The organism is Tenacibaculum skagerrakense (assembly GCF_004345825.1).
In the GTDB taxonomy this organism is placed as follows: Bacteria; Bacteroidota; Bacteroidia; order Flavobacteriales; family Flavobacteriaceae; genus Polaribacter; species Polaribacter skagerrakensis.
In genome coordinates, this window is the sequence record NZ_SLXM01000007.1 from 49,158 (window position 1) to 65,277 (window position 16,120).

A 16,120-nucleotide genomic window follows, 5' to 3' on the forward strand; every position below is an offset into this window, starting at 1 on the left:
CGAATTTTGGTAAAATAATTTGGTAATGCTAAGTACTTTTGAAGTGTTAATAGTAGTAAAGAAAATTTAAAAAGTAAAATCCCTAAAAAAAAATATACTTTTTCATTTTTTTGAGTTAAAAAGCCCGCCTCTTACAAGCCCCAAATGTAAGAGGTTTTTCTTTTTTACAAACTTCATAAATCGGGTTTAAATCCTAATTTAAAAAGCTAAATTTTATTAATCTATAAATAGTAACTGTTTATCTATAGTAAAAAAAGGAAACGTCGAATACTTGATTAACAGAAAGTTAAATAGATATATCTTTGAAGTGTAAATAGAAAATAAAGTAATCCCTATTAAGTTTTATTTTTCATTTTGAGTTTGAATTAAAGTTTTGTGATTGATTAAATCATGTCAGCTCTCTTACTAGCCCCTACTGTAAGAGAGTTTTTTGTTTTTATAAGAATTGTGTAATTCAAAGAGAGAGAAAAAAACAAACAACTTAACTAATCGAGTAAATTAAACAGTTAATCTACAGTAAGCAATTCGAACATCGATTTGCAACAAGTTTAAAAGAAAACCAGTACTATCTTTGAAGTGTAAATAAGAATATTATAAAGTATTTATCCCCTTAAAATACAATTATTCATTATTTGAATTAAAAGTTTTTATATTTATTTGGTTAACTATTCAAAGTCCTTTTACAAGCCCCAAATGTAAAGGGATTTTTCTTTTTATATAAACTTAGTTAGTGTTAAAAGGATAAATAGTATGTAGATATAACTGAGTACTTTCAAGTAATTATTCTATAATAAATTCTATTCAAGTTATTTTACTACAATACCTCTTTTATTTAAAAGTGAAATCATACGTAAATTTCCTTCTTTAATAGTGTTTTTATCAAATTGGAAGGTTTTTTCAAAGATTTGATTTCCTTCAAAAAAAGAAACTTGAAATCGATTATCTAATGAAAAAACATCAGGATGAATCATTTCCACTTTAACAAAAGAGTTTGTAGGAAGTTTATCAATTTTCTTTCTAAATACAGTAGTGGTTTTTGTTTCAGAAAATCCTTGAGAAACAATAATTACCATATCTAAATCAACATTCTTTTTATTGATTAAATACACATACCAATCATCAGAATCATGCGTTTCATTTGGTTCCAAAACAACAGCCATTTCTAGGTCAGTCACTTCAGAAATTTCAATATCTTTTCTCATGAAATTAAATCACAGATTTAAATTGCTCTAAGAAACGAACATCATTTTCATAAAACATTCTAATATCAGGAATTTGATATAACAACATGGCAATACGCTCTATACCCATTCCAAAAGCATAACCGGAATATTTCGTTGGATCTATATTACAGTTCTTTAAAACATTAGGGTCAACCATTCCACATCCCATAATTTCTAACCAACCAGTTCCCTTGGTAATTCTGTAATCAGTTTCCGTTTCTAGTCCCCAATAAATATCTACTTCAGCACTTGGCTCTGTAAATGGGAAGTAAGACGGACGCAAACGAATCTTAGATTTACCAAACATTTCTTTTGTAAAGTATAATAGCACTTGTTTTAAATCAGCAAAAGAAACATCAGTATCAATATACAAACCTTCAACTTGGTGAAAAATACAATGCGCACGAGCAGAAATATCTTCATTTCTAAAAACTCTACCTGGAGAAATAGTTCTAATAGGAGGTTCATTATTCTCCATATAGCGAACTTGTACAGAAGAAGTGTGCGTTCTTAATAAAGTGTCTGGATTTTTTTCAATAAAGAAAGTATCTTGCATATCTCTTGCTGGATGATATTCAGGCAAGTTTAAAGCTGTAAAGTTGTGCCAGTCATCTTCAATTTCTGGTCCTTCAGAAACTGTAAACCCAATTCTATTAAAAACTTCAATAATTCTATTTTTAACAATAGATATTGGATGACGAGAACCCAATTCGATAGGCTCAGAAGGTCTAGTTAAATCACCATAAACACCTTTTTCTTCTACAGTATTTTCAAGAGCTTCTTTTAACTCAGCTACTTTACCTTCTGCAGCATTTCTTAAATTGTTTAGGGCTTGTCCAAAATCTTTTTTCAACTCATCATCTACATTTCTAAATTCAGCAAATAAACCTTTAAGCAAACCTTTGCTTCCTAAGTATTTTATTCTGAAAGCTTCAACCTCTTCTTTGGTAGTTGCCTGAAATGTTTGTACGTCTCCAATAAGTTCTTTTACTTTATCTAACATAATCCTTCAAAAAAATGAGTGGCAAATTTACGTTTTTTTACTGAATTAGCCTTTTTCTTTCTTGAGTTTACTATAACGTTTTCGTTTCAACAAAAAAAGAACTTTTTTAAATCGTCAGATTAGTTATTTAACTATATTTGTGCTTTATTTTTATTAAAAAAACATTTTTCGAATAACTAAATTATGGAATCTAAAATAAAGGCTTTTATGGAACTGGTTGAAAAGCGTAATGGCCACGAACCAGAATTTTTACAAGCAGTTCAAGAAGTAGCTGAGACAGTTATCCCTTATATTGCAGAGCATGATATTTATAATGGGAAAAACATTTTATTAAGAATGGTTGAGCCTGAGCGTTTAATTTCATTCAGAGTTTCATGGGTTGATGATAAAGGAGAAATTCAAGTAAACAGAGGTTATAGAATTCAAATGAATTCAGCTATCGGTCCTTATAAAGGAGGTTTACGTTTTCATCCAACGGTAAATGCAAGTATTTTAAAATTCTTAGCATTTGAACAAGTATTTAAAAACTCTCTTACTACATTACCAATGGGTGGTGGAAAAGGAGGTTCTGATTTTGATCCAAAAGGAAAATCAGATAACGAAATCATGCGTTTTTGTCATGCATTCATGAGTGAATTATTTAGACATATTGGTCCAAATACAGATGTGCCAGCTGGAGATATAGGTGTTGGAGGACGTGAGATTGGATACATGTTCGGAATGTATAAAAAACTTAGAAATGAGTTTACTGGAGTTTTAACTGGAAAAGGACAATCTTGGGGAGGATCGCTAATTCGTCCTGAAGCAACAGGTTATGGAGCAGTTTATTTTGCTGAAAACATGTTAGCTACTAAAGGAGATTCTTTTAAAGGTAAAACTGTAACGATTTCTGGTTCAGGAAATGTGGCTCAATATGCTTGTGAAAAAGCTACTGAGTTAGGAGCTAAAGTAGTTACGCTTTCTGATTCTTCAGGTTATATTTATGATGAAGCAGGAATTGACGCTGATAAGTTAGCTTTTATAATGGAGCTAAAGAATGTTAAGCGTGGACGTATCAATGAATATGTAGAAAAATATCCATCTGCTAAGTTCTTTAAAGGTGAGCGCCCTTGGTCTGTAAAAAGTGATATCGCTTTACCATGTGCTACTCAAAACGAGTTAAATGGAGAAGAGGCAGAAACGTTAATTAAAAATGGATGTATCTGTGTAAGTGAAGGAGCAAATATGCCATCAACTCCTGAGGCAATTGCAGCATTCCACGAACACAAAATCTTATTTGCGCCAGGAAAAGCTTCAAATGCTGGAGGTGTGGCAACTTCTGGATTAGAAATGAGCCAAAACTCATTACGTTTAAGCTGGACTCGTGAGGAGGTTGACGAAAGATTAAAAGGAATTATGAAGAATATTCATGAAGCATGTGTGCAATATGGAACTGATGAATCAGGATATGTAGACTACGTAAAAGGAGCAAACATAGCTGGATTTGTGAAAGTTGCAGATGCAATGTTAGCACAAGGAATTATCTAATAAGATTCAATATATTTTTTAAAAAGCTCATCAGTTACTGATGAGCTTTTTTATTTTTATACCTATGGAAAAAATCAAGAATATTATTATCGAAGGTAAACATGGTAAACCAATTGTTTTAGATGCTTTTTTTAGTAGGAATGAGCAGCCAAAACCAACCCTAATCTTCTGTCATGGCTACAAAGGGTTTAAAGATTGGGGTGCTTGGAATTTAATGGCAGAAGCGTTAGCGGAAGATGCTTTTTTTATCAAGTTTAATTTTTCACACAATGGAGGAACTGTTGAGCAACCTATTGATTTTCCAGATTTAGAGGCTTTTGGGAATAACAACTACACAAAAGAGTTAGACGATTTAAAAACTGTTATTGATTGGTGCTGTTCAAATAATCAATTTAAAAATGAAATAAACTCAGACTCTATTTCGTTAATCGGACATAGTAGAGGAGGCGGAATTGTATGTATAAAAGCAGCGGAAGATGCGAGAATAAAACAAGTTATTACGTTGGGCGGTGTTTCAAATTTTGGAAAAAGGTCTTCAACAATTGGAGATTTAGAACAATGGAGAAGAGATGGTGTGAAATATGTTTTAAATGGAAGAACGAAACAACAAATGCCACATTATTATCAGTTTTATCAAGATTTTAAAGCAAACGAAGAACGTTTTAGTATTGAACGCGCGGTAAAAAAGTTAGAAATACCATTTTGTATTATTCATGGAAATGCAGATACTTCAATTCTGATTAACGAAGCTGAAAACTTACATTCTTGGGGTTTACATAGTGAGCTTCATGTTATTGATGAAGCAGATCATGTTTTTGGAGCAAAACATCCATGGGATAAAGACGAATTACCTTCGCATTTAGAGGATGTAGTTTCAATTTGTAAATCATTTTTAGGTAACTAAGCATTTCAGTGAGTAAAGGGGTTTTTACATTCCATAGGAATGAGTATATTTACGAATTGATAGAAAAGAAAATGCTTTTTTTTATCTAATTATAAATCAAACAATTACAATTAGCGTCTTGATGCTGAAACACAATCAGATTTAAGAAGTTATTAAAACAATATATAAATTATGGGTTGTAGCAGTTGCTCAACTAACAAAAGCGGCGTTCCTAATGGATGTAAGAGCAATGGAAATTGTGGAACGGGTTCATGTGGAAGTGGAAATAAATTAGCTGTTTTTGATTGGTTATCGAATATGACTTTACCTACCGGTGAAGCTCCGTTTAATATATATGAAGTTCGTTTTAAAAACGGAAGAAAACATTTTTTCAAAAGCACGGATAAAACACACACTATAGTAATGGGTGATGTTGTTGCTGTTGAAGGAAATCCAGGACATGATATTGGTGTGGTTTCTCTAGCTGGAGAACTTGTTAAAGTGCAAATGAAAAAAAGAAAAGTTGCACTTGATAGCCCTGATGTAAAAAAAATCTATCGAAAAGCAACGCAAAAAGACATTGATGTCTGGAACGAAGCAAGAGATAGAGAACTCGAAACACAAAGAAAAGGACGAGAAATTATTAGCCGCCTTGGTTTAAAAATGAAACTTTCTGATGTAGAGTTTCAAGGTGATGGAAATAAAGCTACGTTCTATTATACAGCAGATGATCGCGTTGATTTTAGACAATTAATTAGAGATTTAGCAAGTGCTTTTTCTATTCGTGTTGAAATGAAACAAGTAGGAATGCGACAAGAAGCTGCACGTTTAGGAGGAATAGGTTCTTGTGGTAGAGAGTTGTGTTGTTCAACTTGGTTGACCGATTTTAGAAAAGTAAACACAGCTGCGGCTCGTTATCAGCAGTTATCTTTAAATCCATTAAAACTTGCGGGTCAGTGTGGTAAATTAAAATGTTGTTTAAATTTCGAGTTAGATTCTTACCTAGATGCTTTAAGTGCATTTCCTAAGCAAGATGTTGTGCTAAAAACAGAAAAAGGAGAGGCGATTTTTGTAAAAATGGATATTTTCAAAAAGCTAATCTGGTATACCTATAAAGAAGAAAAGTTCAAATGGTATAAGTTATCATTGGATCAGGTACAAGAAATTATAGAGTTAAATGAAAGCGATGAGCTAGGTTCTCCCCTAGAGGATTACGAAGCTGAAATTACAGAAGAAACTAAAATTGATTTTGAGAACGTTGTCGGTCAAGATAGTTTAACTCGTTTTGATACTCCTAAAAAGCCAAAGAGAAATAGAAATAAAAACCGCAACAAAAGTTCTAACCAAAAAAGAACAGATACACCACCTTCTAATAAATCAAAAAAAGGAGAACAAAAAAGTACACCAAAGAATAGTACAGTAAAGAAGGTGAATAAACAATCAGGTCAAAACCAAAATCAAGACAAGAAAAATAATAACCGACAAAACCAAAATAATTCTCCTTCAAACAAAAAAACAAATAACAATCAGAGAAGAAATAAACGTCGAAATTCTGGAAACAATAATAATGCTAAAAAAAATCAGCAATAACATAGTTTTAAGGCTTACAGCACTTTTATTAATTCTGGTTTCTTGTGATTCCAAAAGAGTTTATGATGAGTACACTTCAATAAATGATGGGAGATGGGAAATAAACACACCTATATCCTACAAATTTGAAGTAACAGATACTTTAGCAAAAAGAAATCTGTTTATTAGTATTAGAAATAATAATGATTACCAATACAGCAACTTATTTTTAATAACAAAAATGAGTTTTCCTGATGGGTATCAGATTATAGACACCTTAGAATATGATATGGCTGACAAGAACGGTCAGTTTTTAGGAAAAGGCTTTTCAGAATTAAAAGAGAATAAATTATTTTACAAAGAACAAATTCTATTTCCGATTCAAGGAACCTACACTTTAGACATCTTTCAAGCTATGAGAAAAGGTGGAGAAGTTGAAGGAATCAATGAATTAGAAGGCATCGTAAATGTTGGATTTAGAATTGAGAAAATACATTAAAAAATGACAAAAAAGGAAACTATGAACTTTACAAAATATATAAAATGGTTTTGGGGAATCGTTTTAGGAGGTTTGTTTGCATTATGCTTTGTTTTTCTTCTAGCTTCATGGGGAGCATTTGGAAAGCTTCCTACGTTTGAAGAGCTAGAAAACCCTAAAAATGATTTAGCAACTGAAATCATTTCTTCTGATGGAAAAACTTTAGGGAAATATTATTTAAAAGCTAATAGAACCCCTATTCAATTCAAAGATTTGCCAGACAATTTGGTTAAAGCTTTAGTAGCAACGGAAGATGAACGTTTTTATAGTCATTCAGGTATAGATTTTAGAGGTTTAGCTAGAGCTATTGCTAAACTTGGTAGAAATGGAGGAGCAAGTACTATTACGCAACAGTTAGCAAAAAATCTATTTCATAAAAGAGAAAATGCATCACTGGTAACAAAACTTACTCAAAAAATTAAAGAGTGGGTAATAGCTGTTAGACTAGAACGCCAATATACTAAACAAGAAATCATTACAATGTATTTAAATACACAAGGCTTCTTGTTTAATGCAACAGGTATTCGTTCTGCTGCGAGAATTTACTTTGGTAAAGAACCTAAAGATTTAGATATACAAGAGTCTGCAATTATTGTTGCAATGCTTAAAAATCCGCGTCAGTTTAATCCGCATAGAGAAGTATCTAAAAACAAGTCATTAGAAAGAAGAAATGTAGTTTTTTCTCAAATGGAAAAGAATAGCTTCATTTCAGAAAAACAAAGAGACTCATTACAAAAGCTACCATTAAAAATTAATTTTACACCGGAAAGTCATAGTGATGGATTAGCAACTTACTTTAGAGAATATCTAAAGCAGTTTATGAAAGATTGGGCGAAAAAGAACCCAAAAGCAGATGGTGAGTTTTATGATATTTATAAAGATGGTCTTAAAATTTATGTTACTATAGATTCTAGAATGCAGCAATATGCAGAAGAAGCAGTAACCGAGCACATGTCTAACCTTCAGAAATACTTTTTTGAAGAACAAAAAAGAAATAAAACAGCTCCTTTTTACGACATTGATAAAAGTGAGATCCGTAAAATATTAGACCGAGCTAAAAAAAATTCAGATCGTTATAAACGAATGAAAGCGGATGGTAAATCTGATAAGGAAATAGAAAAAGCATTTCAAACTAAAACCGATATGCGAGTTTTTACTTGGAAAGGAGATAGGGATACCGTAATGAGTCCTTATGATTCTATTCGCTATTATAAGTATTTCTTGCGCTCAGGTTTAGTATCAATTGAACCACAAACAGGTCATATCAAAGCTTGGGTTGGAGGTATTAATAACAAGCATTTTAAATACGATGCAGTTGAACAACAAAAACGTCAAGTAGGTTCTACTTTTAAACCGTTTGTATACGCAACCGCAATTAATCAATTAAAAAGATCTCCTTGTGATAAGTTACCAAATACACCATATACTATTCCAAAAGAAAAATATGGAATGCAAGATGATTGGACACCTAAAAATGCAGGAGAAAAGTATGGAGGAGAATTAACGTTGAAAGAAGCGTTGGCAAACTCTATAAATGTTATTACAGCTCGATTAATCGACGAGGTTTCACCAGTTAATGTAGCCAGATTGGCAAAATCTGCTGGAATAGATACTGAGTTCCAAGCCAATCCGTCAATCGCATTAGGTGCAATCGATTTAACGCTACTAGAGATGGCTAGTGCCTATTCAACATTTGCAAACAAAGGAATGCGAGTTTCTCCGATGTTTATTACACAAATTGAAGATAAAAACGGAACGGTTTTAGACACATTTGTTCCAGAAACTAAAGAGGTACTTAGTGAAGAATCGGCTTATGTAATCTTAAATTTAATGGAAGGTGTTACGCAAGCTGGATCTGGTGTACGTTTAAGAACTACCTATAATCGACCTAAGTATATCACGGGCTATCCTTATGGATTTAGCAATCCAATAGCAGGAAAAACAGGAACTACACAAAATCATACAGATGGTTGGTTTATGGGGATGGTACCAAATTTAATGACAGGAGTATGGACTGGTGGTGAAGATCGTTCTATTCACTTTGCAGGAATAGATAAAGGTCAGGGTGCAGCGATGTCTTTACCAACTTGGGCAATTTATATGAGAAAGTGTTATGAAGATAAAACATTAGATATTAGTAAAGAGGCTTTTGATAAACCTTCTGATTTATCAATTAATACCGATTGCGATAAGTATGAAGATGATAAAAAACAAGTTAAAGAAGGAGAGCAGAAAGAAGAGCAAAAAAAAGAAGATGATTTTTAATTAAACCTTTGGAATAAAACTTAGCAAACAACTAAATAATGATTAATAAAAAAGTAAATAATGTACAAGAAGCATTAGAAGGTGTTTCGAGTGGAATGACCTTAATGCTTGGAGGTTTCGGATTGTGCGGTATTCCTGAGAATGCTATTGCCGAACTTGTAAAATTAGGAGTTAATAACCTTACATGTATTTCAAACAATGCGGGTGTTGATGATTTTGGGTTAGGTTTATTATTACAAAATCGTCAAATTAAAAAAATGATTTCTTCTTATGTTGGAGAAAATGATGAGTTCGAACGCCAAATGTTATCGGGTGAATTAGAAGTTGAATTAACTCCTCAAGGTACTTTAGCAGAAAAATGTAGAGCTGCTCAAGCTGGTTTTCCTGCATTTTATACTCCAGCAGGATACGGTACAGAAGTAGCAGAAGGTAAAGAAACAAGAGAGTTTGACGGAAAAATGTATGTGTTAGAGCCAGCCTTTAAAGCAGATTTTGGGTTTGTTAAAGCTTGGAAAGGAGATGCTGCAGGAAATTTAATTTTTAAAGGAACGTCTAGAAACTTCAACCCAAATATGTGTGGTGCAGCTAAAATTACCGTTGCAGAAGTTGAAGAATTAGTGCCAGTTGGTGAATTAGATCCAAATCAAATTCACATCCCTGGGATTTTTGTACAACGTATTTTTCAAGGTGAAAAATATGAGAAAAGAATTGAGCAACGTACAGTTCGTTCAAAAATTAACTAATTTGTAGATTTGATAATGCTTCAATGAGAAATGATAAAGAAAACATAATTTTGAAATTAACTTTAGAGTTTTCTTTAAAGATTATTAAATTCTCAGAGGAAATTAGAAGTTTAAATAGATTTGAAATGGCTTCACAAATTTTCAGAAGCGGAACATCTATTGGAGCAAATATCCGTGAAGCACAAAATGCTGAAAGTAAAGCAGATTTTATACATAAATTCAAGATTTCAGCAAAAGAAGCAGATGAATTGTCATACTGGTTAGAATTGTGTGACAGGTCTGAAGTTTATCCTAAACCAAATATAGAACTTAAAGAAGATTTGAATTCAATAATGAAGATTATTAATAAAATAATAGCTACATCTAAACGAAAGTAATTTTCAAATTTTCAAATTAACACATCAGAAAATTATGCTGGATAAAAACGGAATCGCAAAACGTATTGCAAAAGAAGTAAAAGACGGATACTACGTAAACTTAGGAATTGGTATACCAACATTGGTTGCTAACTTTGTAAGAGATGATATAGAAGTTGAATTTCAAAGTGAAAATGGCGTATTAGGAATGGGGCCTTTCCCTTTCGAAGGAGAAGAAGATGCAGATATTATTAATGCAGGAAAACAAACCATAACTACTTTACCAGGGGCTAGTTTTTTTGATTCTGCAACTAGTTTTTCTATGATTCGTGGAAAGCATGTTGATTTAACCATTTTAGGAGCTATGGAGGTTGCCGAGAACGGTGACATTGCGAATTGGAAAATCCCAGGAAAAATGGTTAAGGGAATGGGAGGAGCTATGGATTTAGTTGCTTCTGCTGAAAATATTATTGTAGCAATGATGCATACCAATAAAATTGGAGAATCTAAATTGTTACAACGATGTACTTTACCACTAACTGGAGTTGGTTGTGTAACTAAAATAGTTACCAATCTTGCAGTATTAGAAATTAAAGACAATAAATTTCACTTATTAGAAAGAGCACCAGGAGTTTCTGTAGAAGAAATTAAAACGGCTACAGAAGGAACTTTAGTAATAAATGGTGAAATACCAGAAATGAGTTTATAATGAAAGTAATCTCATATAACGTAAACGGAATACGAGCTGCTTTAAAAAAAGGATTTCTTGAGTGGTTGCAAGCTGCTAGTCCAGATGTAATTTGTATTCAAGAAACCAAAGCGCAACAAGAACAGTTAAACGCAATGGATTTTGAATTAGCAGGATATCCTTATCAATATTGGTTTTCTGCTGAAAAAAAAGGATATTCTGGTGTTGCAGTATTCTGTAAAAAAGAACCAAACCATGTTGAGTTCGGAACGGGTATTGAATCAATGGATAATGAAGGAAGAAATATTCGTGTAGATTATGATGATGTTTCTATTATGAGTATGTATTTGCCTTCAGGAACTAATGATGATCGACTAGGGTTTAAATTCAACTATATGGATGAAATCCTAGAGTACGCTAAAGAGTTACGAAAAACAATACCAAATCTTGTTATCTGTGGAGATTATAACATTTGTCATGAAGAAATAGATATTCACAATCCAAAAATGAAAGGTGTTTCAGGATTTCTTCCTGAAGAAAGAGAATGGTTAGGTAAGTTTATAGATAGTGGTTTTATAGATAGTTTTCGTTTTAAAAATCCGGATAGACAAGAGTATTCATGGTGGAGTTACCGAGCAAATGCTAGGGCAAACAATAAAGGTTGGCGTTTAGATTATTGTATGGTTACGGAGCCATTAAAAGATAATATTTCTAGAGCTTATATTCTACCTGAAGCGAAACATTCTGATCATTGTCCTGTTGCAGTAGAATTTAGTTTTTAGAAATTGAAATTAGTTGAGTATATGCAGAAGGCTTTTTTATTTGTTGTGATTGTTTTTTTGAGTATAAATTCTTTGGCTCAAAAAGATATTATAGTAACTTTAGATTCAATACCTAAAATAGGAATCAATTCTGTTCCTGTAGCTGAACTAAAAACGGTTAAATATTCAGATGATGATTTAAAAAGAATAGACAGTTTACTAGTCGAAGCAAAATTTGATTCACCATTATTTGATAGCTTTGAATATGTATTGGATGATAAAGATATCACTACAACAACCACACAGTTTGTTAGTCCAGAATTATTAAAGTCTAGATTAGCAGAAATTAACTCAACTACACCGTTTAACTTAGCTTTTAATCCTGCTTTAGAAAAAGTAATAAATAGTTATTTAAAACACAGAAAAAAATACTACCCAGCCTTAATGGCGCGTGCTAAGTATTACTTTCCTTTATTTGAGCAATATTTAGATCAATATGACATTCCTCTTGAAATGAAATACCTAGCTATAGTTGAATCTTCACTATATCCTAGAGCAAAATCAAGAGTGGGAGCAACTGGGTTATGGCAATTTATGTACGGAACAGGAAAGCAATATAAACTAGCTGTAAATTCTTATGTTGATGAAAGACAAGATCCGGTAAAATCAACGATAGCAGCGTGTAAATATTTATCTTTTTTAAACAATCTTTTTAATGATTGGGATCTGGCGCTTGCTGCTTATAATTCGGGTCCTGGAAACGTATTAAAAGCAATCAAACGCTCAGGCGGCTATCGTAATTACTGGAATATTCGTCCGTTTTTACCTATGGAAACAGCGGGTTATGTTCCTGCATTTTATGCTACAATGTATATTTTTAAGTATAATGATGAATTAGGAATTTATCCTGATACGCCAAGTATATATAACTTTCAAACAGATACTGTTCAGGTTAAAAGAACGATTACTTTCGATCAAATTACTGAGAAAATAGGAGTTGATGGAGAAACACTTTCATTCTTAAATCCGAAATATAAGATTGATGTAATTCCCTATGTAAAGAAGAAAAATTTTAGTGTTCGATTGCCAAAAAATAAAATCATTGATTTTCTAGATAAAGAGCGTGAAATCTATGAACTGGCTGCGGTAGAAGATTCTTTAAGAGAGAAACCATTACCAAAGTATTTTGAGATGGATAAAAGAATCCGTTACAAAGTAAAGTCTGGAGATTATTTAGGTAAAATTGCTAGAAAATTTGGAGTCAAAATTAAAGACATCAAACGCTGGAATAACATGCGTGGAACTAATCTAAAAATTGGACAAGGCTTATATATTTATCCTCGTAGAATGTAAATGGAATAATTTTTGCCACACTTAAAAAAATCAAACAAAATACTACCATGAGAAAAATAATAGCAATTTTAACAGTAAGTTTTTTACTAGTTAATTGTAAGAATGGAAAAGGAGAAGTTATTCTTCCTTCTTCAACAGGTAATATAAATAGAGTACTTGTAGTAATGAAAGCGCTAGATTGGTCTGGAAAACCTGGAGATGAAATTCGAAAGGTGTTTGGGGAACATCAAGTTGGGTTACCACAACCAGAAACATTATTATCAGTTTCTCAAATTGATCCATCAGGATTTAGTTCATTTATCAGACAAAATAAAGCAGTATTGCTATTTCAAAAAGCAGATTCGGCTAATATTTCTATTGTAAAAAATAAATATGCTGCACCTCAGGTTATAGTTGTTGCTACTGCTAAGAATAAAGAAGAAATGATCAATCTAATCCAAACAAGAGGAAAAGAAATCATTGAAATTTTTAAAGAGGCAGATGTTGAGTTTGTTCAGAATATTTTTAACAGAGAAAAATTAGATCATAATCAATTTCCAACAATCAAAAATTTAGGAATAGATATCACCATTCCTAACAAATATCGTCTAGTACAAGATACATTGAACAATTTTTTATGGATGCGTCAGCATTTACAAAACGGTATAGCTAGAGGAGATGGAACTAATAATATTTTAATTTATAGTTTACCATTAGAAGATGAAACCACGATTGTAGATAACATCACTAATGTTAGAGATAGTATCGGAGAGAAATTTATTCCAGGTAGTCGAGAAGGAATGTATATGATTACTGAGAAAGCATACACACCATTTACGTATGAAACTCAAATAGACAATAAAAAAGCCTACGAAACTAGAGGGAAATGGGAAGTAAAAAACGATTTTATGGCAGGGCCTTTTTTAAATTATACTATAGTAGATAAAACGAACAATAGGTTAATTGTTTTTGAAGGGTTTACTTATGCACCAGCAATTAATAAGAGAGATTTAGTTTTTGAGCTTGAAGCTATAGGAAAATCCATAAAAATCAAAGAATAAACAAAGTAGTACAATACATTGATAGTTAAAGCGGTAAAATTTATTTACTGCTTTTTTTTTATATTTGATAGAATCAACATTTAACTTTACAACATCATGGATTTCAATTTTTTAATTTTATTTGCTTCAGCATTAATTCCTTTAATTACTGGATTTGTTTGGTACGGACCTTTATTTCAAAAAGCATGGATGAAGGAGATGAATTTTACTGAAGAAAGTTTAAAAGGAGGTAATATGGCTCTTATATTCGGATTAAGCTATGTTTTAGGTCTTGTGATATCGGCTGGATTAATGCCGGTTGTTGTTCATCAAATGGGTATATTTTCAACCTTAGCTGGAGAACCTGGATTTAATGAACAAACAGGGGAAGCATTTAGCACATTTAGATCGCTAATGGAAACATATGGTGATCGTTTTAGAACGTTTAAACACGGTGCGTTACATGGCGCATTAACAGGGTTCTTTATAGCAATGCCTATATTAGCCATTCAAGCGATGTTCGAAAGGAAAAGTTTTAAATATATAGCTATAAATGCAGGTTATTGGATAGTAACATTAGCAATTATGGGAGGTGTTATTTGCCAGTGGTTATAATTTTAAAAGAGTAAAAAGATACTAAGCACCAAATCTATGGTGCTTTTTTTATGTAACAAATTATGTGTTTTGCTTACTAATTAAACAACTATTAATTCAAACTATATGATATCACGCTTTTTAAGTTTAGAGTGGAAACAATTCTTTCGTTCTATGTTTTGGCAAAAAAGTATTGCTGTAAACATACTCATGGGGGTTTTTGCGTTGTATTTTGTTATTGTTTTTTCTTTTTTAGGTTTTCAATCCTTTTACATACTAAAGAAAGAATTACCTAACCAAGATCCACTTAAAATTGTAAACGGAATTTTATTGTTTTATGTAATTGGAGATTTAATCTTTAGGTATATAATGCAAAAACTACCTGTAATGAATGTAAAACCACTTTTGGTTTTAAATATTAGAAAAAGCAAGTTAGTTAACTATGTATTAAGCAAATCTATATTTTCATTTTTTAATGTTGTTGGGTTATTTTTCTACATTCCTTTTTCATTGATTTTAATTAAGGAAGGATATCCTGCTTCAAATGTATTAAGTTGGTTAACAGCAATGTTGCTAATTATAGTAACAGCTAATTTTTTAAACTTCTTAACCAATAAAAGTAATATTGCTTTCGGAGTTCTTTTGGTAATCTTAGGAAGTATAATAGCTTTACAACAGTTTGATATTTATAATTTTAGACAAGATAGTGTTGCTATTTTTACTAGCTTTTATAACAATTGGTTATTTGTTTTAGTTCCTGCTGTAGTATTAGTAGTTTCTTATTACTTAAATTACAAAACGTTACAAACACAATTGTATTTAGATGATGCGGTTCAGGTTAAAACTAAAGAAGCAACTACAGCAGATTTATCATTTGTTGATAAATTAGGAGATTTAGCTCCGTTCATAAAAAACGATATGCGTTTAATCTGGAGAAATAAGAGAACTAAAACAGTATTTTTAATGTCGTTTTTAATGTTGTTTTATGCTATCATATTTTTTGGAAACAAAACGTATGAAGAGAAAATGCCTGCATTTCTAATTTTTGCTTCATTATTTGTTACAGGAGGTTTCGCTATTAATTTCGGACAGTTTATTCCTGCTTGGGATAGCGAATATTATAAGATGATTATGAGTCAAAATATTCGTTACCGAAAGTTTTTAGAAAGCAAATGGTTATTAATGTGTGTTATGACTTTTGTGTTATATGTGCTTAGTATACCATATATCTATTATGGAATCGATAAGTTTTTAATGATTACCGCTGGGGCTATTTTTAACATAGGTTTTAATACATTGTTCTTGCTTTTTGCTGGTTCTTTTAACAGAAAGAGAATAGATCTTCAAGCGAGTGGTTTTGGCAATACACAAGGAACAAGTGCAACTCAGTTTTTAATTATTTTACCATTAATGGGATTGCCAATGTTGCTTTTTTGGGTGTTTAATAAATTCATCGGATTCAACGCTGGAATTATCGCAATAGCTGCTGTTGGTGTTCTAGGACTGATTTTAAAAGATTACTTAATGAATTTAATAGAGAAGAAGTATATCAAAGACAAGTACGCTACAATTCACGCTTTTAATCAAAAGAAGTAACA

General features: G+C 31.7%; 15 protein-coding genes. 13 read left to right on the forward strand and 2 right to left on the reverse strand.

Annotated elements, in window-relative coordinates:
• Positions 1 to 806: 806 nt before the first annotated feature.
• Positions 807 to 1,202 carry a hypothetical protein gene (locus tag EV195_RS11765; RefSeq protein ID WP_132795155.1) on the reverse strand — a complete coding sequence of 132 codons (396 nt, stop codon included), beginning with the start codon at positions 1,200 to 1,202 and terminating at the stop codon, positions 807 to 809.
• A 4-nt stretch (positions 1,203 to 1,206) separates the two neighbouring features.
• Positions 1,207 to 2,226, reverse strand: coding sequence for a phenylalanine--tRNA ligase subunit alpha (pheS, locus tag EV195_RS11770; RefSeq protein WP_132795156.1), 1,020 nt, complete (start codon positions 2,224 to 2,226; stop codon positions 1,207 to 1,209).
• Between the two features lie 183 nt (positions 2,227 to 2,409).
• Here pheS and gdhA point away from each other — a divergent pair, with 183 nt between their 5' ends.
• The 13 genes from gdhA (at position 2,410) to EV195_RS11835 (ending at position 16,118) form a co-directional block, all read left to right on the forward strand.
• The gene (gdhA, locus tag EV195_RS11775; protein WP_132795157.1) at positions 2,410 to 3,753 is read left to right on the forward strand and encodes an NADP-specific glutamate dehydrogenase; all 1,344 of its coding nucleotides are present in this window, start codon (positions 2,410 to 2,412) and stop codon (positions 3,751 to 3,753) included.
• Between the two features lie 64 nt (positions 3,754 to 3,817).
• A complete protein-coding gene (locus EV195_RS11780; protein WP_132795158.1) occupies positions 3,818 to 4,657 on the forward strand; it encodes an alpha/beta hydrolase family protein in 840 nt (279 codons plus the stop codon).
• Positions 4,658 to 4,828: 171 nt separating this feature from the next.
• Positions 4,829 to 6,226 carry a PSP1 domain-containing protein gene (locus tag EV195_RS11785; protein ID WP_132795159.1) on the forward strand — a complete coding sequence of 466 codons (1,398 nt, stop codon included), beginning with the start codon at positions 4,829 to 4,831 and terminating at the stop codon, positions 6,224 to 6,226.
• On the forward strand, positions 6,204 to 6,704 hold the full coding sequence (locus EV195_RS11790; RefSeq protein WP_132795160.1) for a gliding motility lipoprotein GldH: 501 nt from the start codon (positions 6,204 to 6,206) through the stop codon (positions 6,702 to 6,704). The genes EV195_RS11785 and EV195_RS11790 overlap by 23 nt, the downstream gene beginning before the upstream one ends.
• A gap of 3 nt (positions 6,705 to 6,707) precedes the next feature.
• The gene (locus EV195_RS11795; RefSeq protein WP_132795161.1) at positions 6,708 to 9,008 is read left to right on the forward strand and encodes a penicillin-binding protein 1A; all 2,301 of its coding nucleotides are present in this window, start codon (positions 6,708 to 6,710) and stop codon (positions 9,006 to 9,008) included.
• Between the two features lie 38 nt (positions 9,009 to 9,046).
• A complete protein-coding gene (locus tag EV195_RS11800) occupies positions 9,047 to 9,751 on the forward strand; it encodes a CoA transferase subunit A (RefSeq protein ID WP_132795162.1) in 705 nt (234 codons plus the stop codon).
• A gap of 23 nt (positions 9,752 to 9,774) precedes the next feature.
• Positions 9,775 to 10,128, forward strand: coding sequence for a four helix bundle protein (locus EV195_RS11805; RefSeq protein ID WP_132795163.1), 354 nt, complete (start codon positions 9,775 to 9,777; stop codon positions 10,126 to 10,128).
• Positions 10,129 to 10,162: 34 nt separating this feature from the next.
• The gene (locus EV195_RS11810) at positions 10,163 to 10,816 is read left to right on the forward strand and encodes a 3-oxoacid CoA-transferase subunit B (RefSeq protein WP_132795164.1); all 654 of its coding nucleotides are present in this window, start codon (positions 10,163 to 10,165) and stop codon (positions 10,814 to 10,816) included.
• A complete protein-coding gene (locus EV195_RS11815) occupies positions 10,816 to 11,577 on the forward strand; it encodes an exodeoxyribonuclease III (RefSeq protein WP_132795165.1) in 762 nt (253 codons plus the stop codon). Before EV195_RS11810 ends, EV195_RS11815 begins: the two co-directional genes overlap by 1 nt.
• 21 nt (positions 11,578 to 11,598) lie before the next feature.
• Entirely contained in the window at positions 11,599 to 12,909 is a 1,311-nt protein-coding gene (locus EV195_RS11820) for a lytic transglycosylase domain-containing protein (RefSeq protein ID WP_132795166.1), read from the forward strand.
• 47 nt (positions 12,910 to 12,956) lie between these two features.
• A complete protein-coding gene (locus EV195_RS11825; protein WP_132795167.1) occupies positions 12,957 to 13,949 on the forward strand; it encodes a DUF4837 family protein in 993 nt (330 codons plus the stop codon).
• Between the two features lie 96 nt (positions 13,950 to 14,045).
• Entirely contained in the window at positions 14,046 to 14,543 is a 498-nt protein-coding gene (locus EV195_RS11830; protein ID WP_132795168.1) for a DUF1761 domain-containing protein, read from the forward strand.
• Positions 14,544 to 14,648: 105 nt separating this feature from the next.
• A complete protein-coding gene (locus tag EV195_RS11835; protein ID WP_132795169.1) occupies positions 14,649 to 16,118 on the forward strand; it encodes a DUF5687 family protein in 1,470 nt (489 codons plus the stop codon).
• The last annotated feature ends 2 nt before the right edge of the window (positions 16,119 to 16,120 follow it).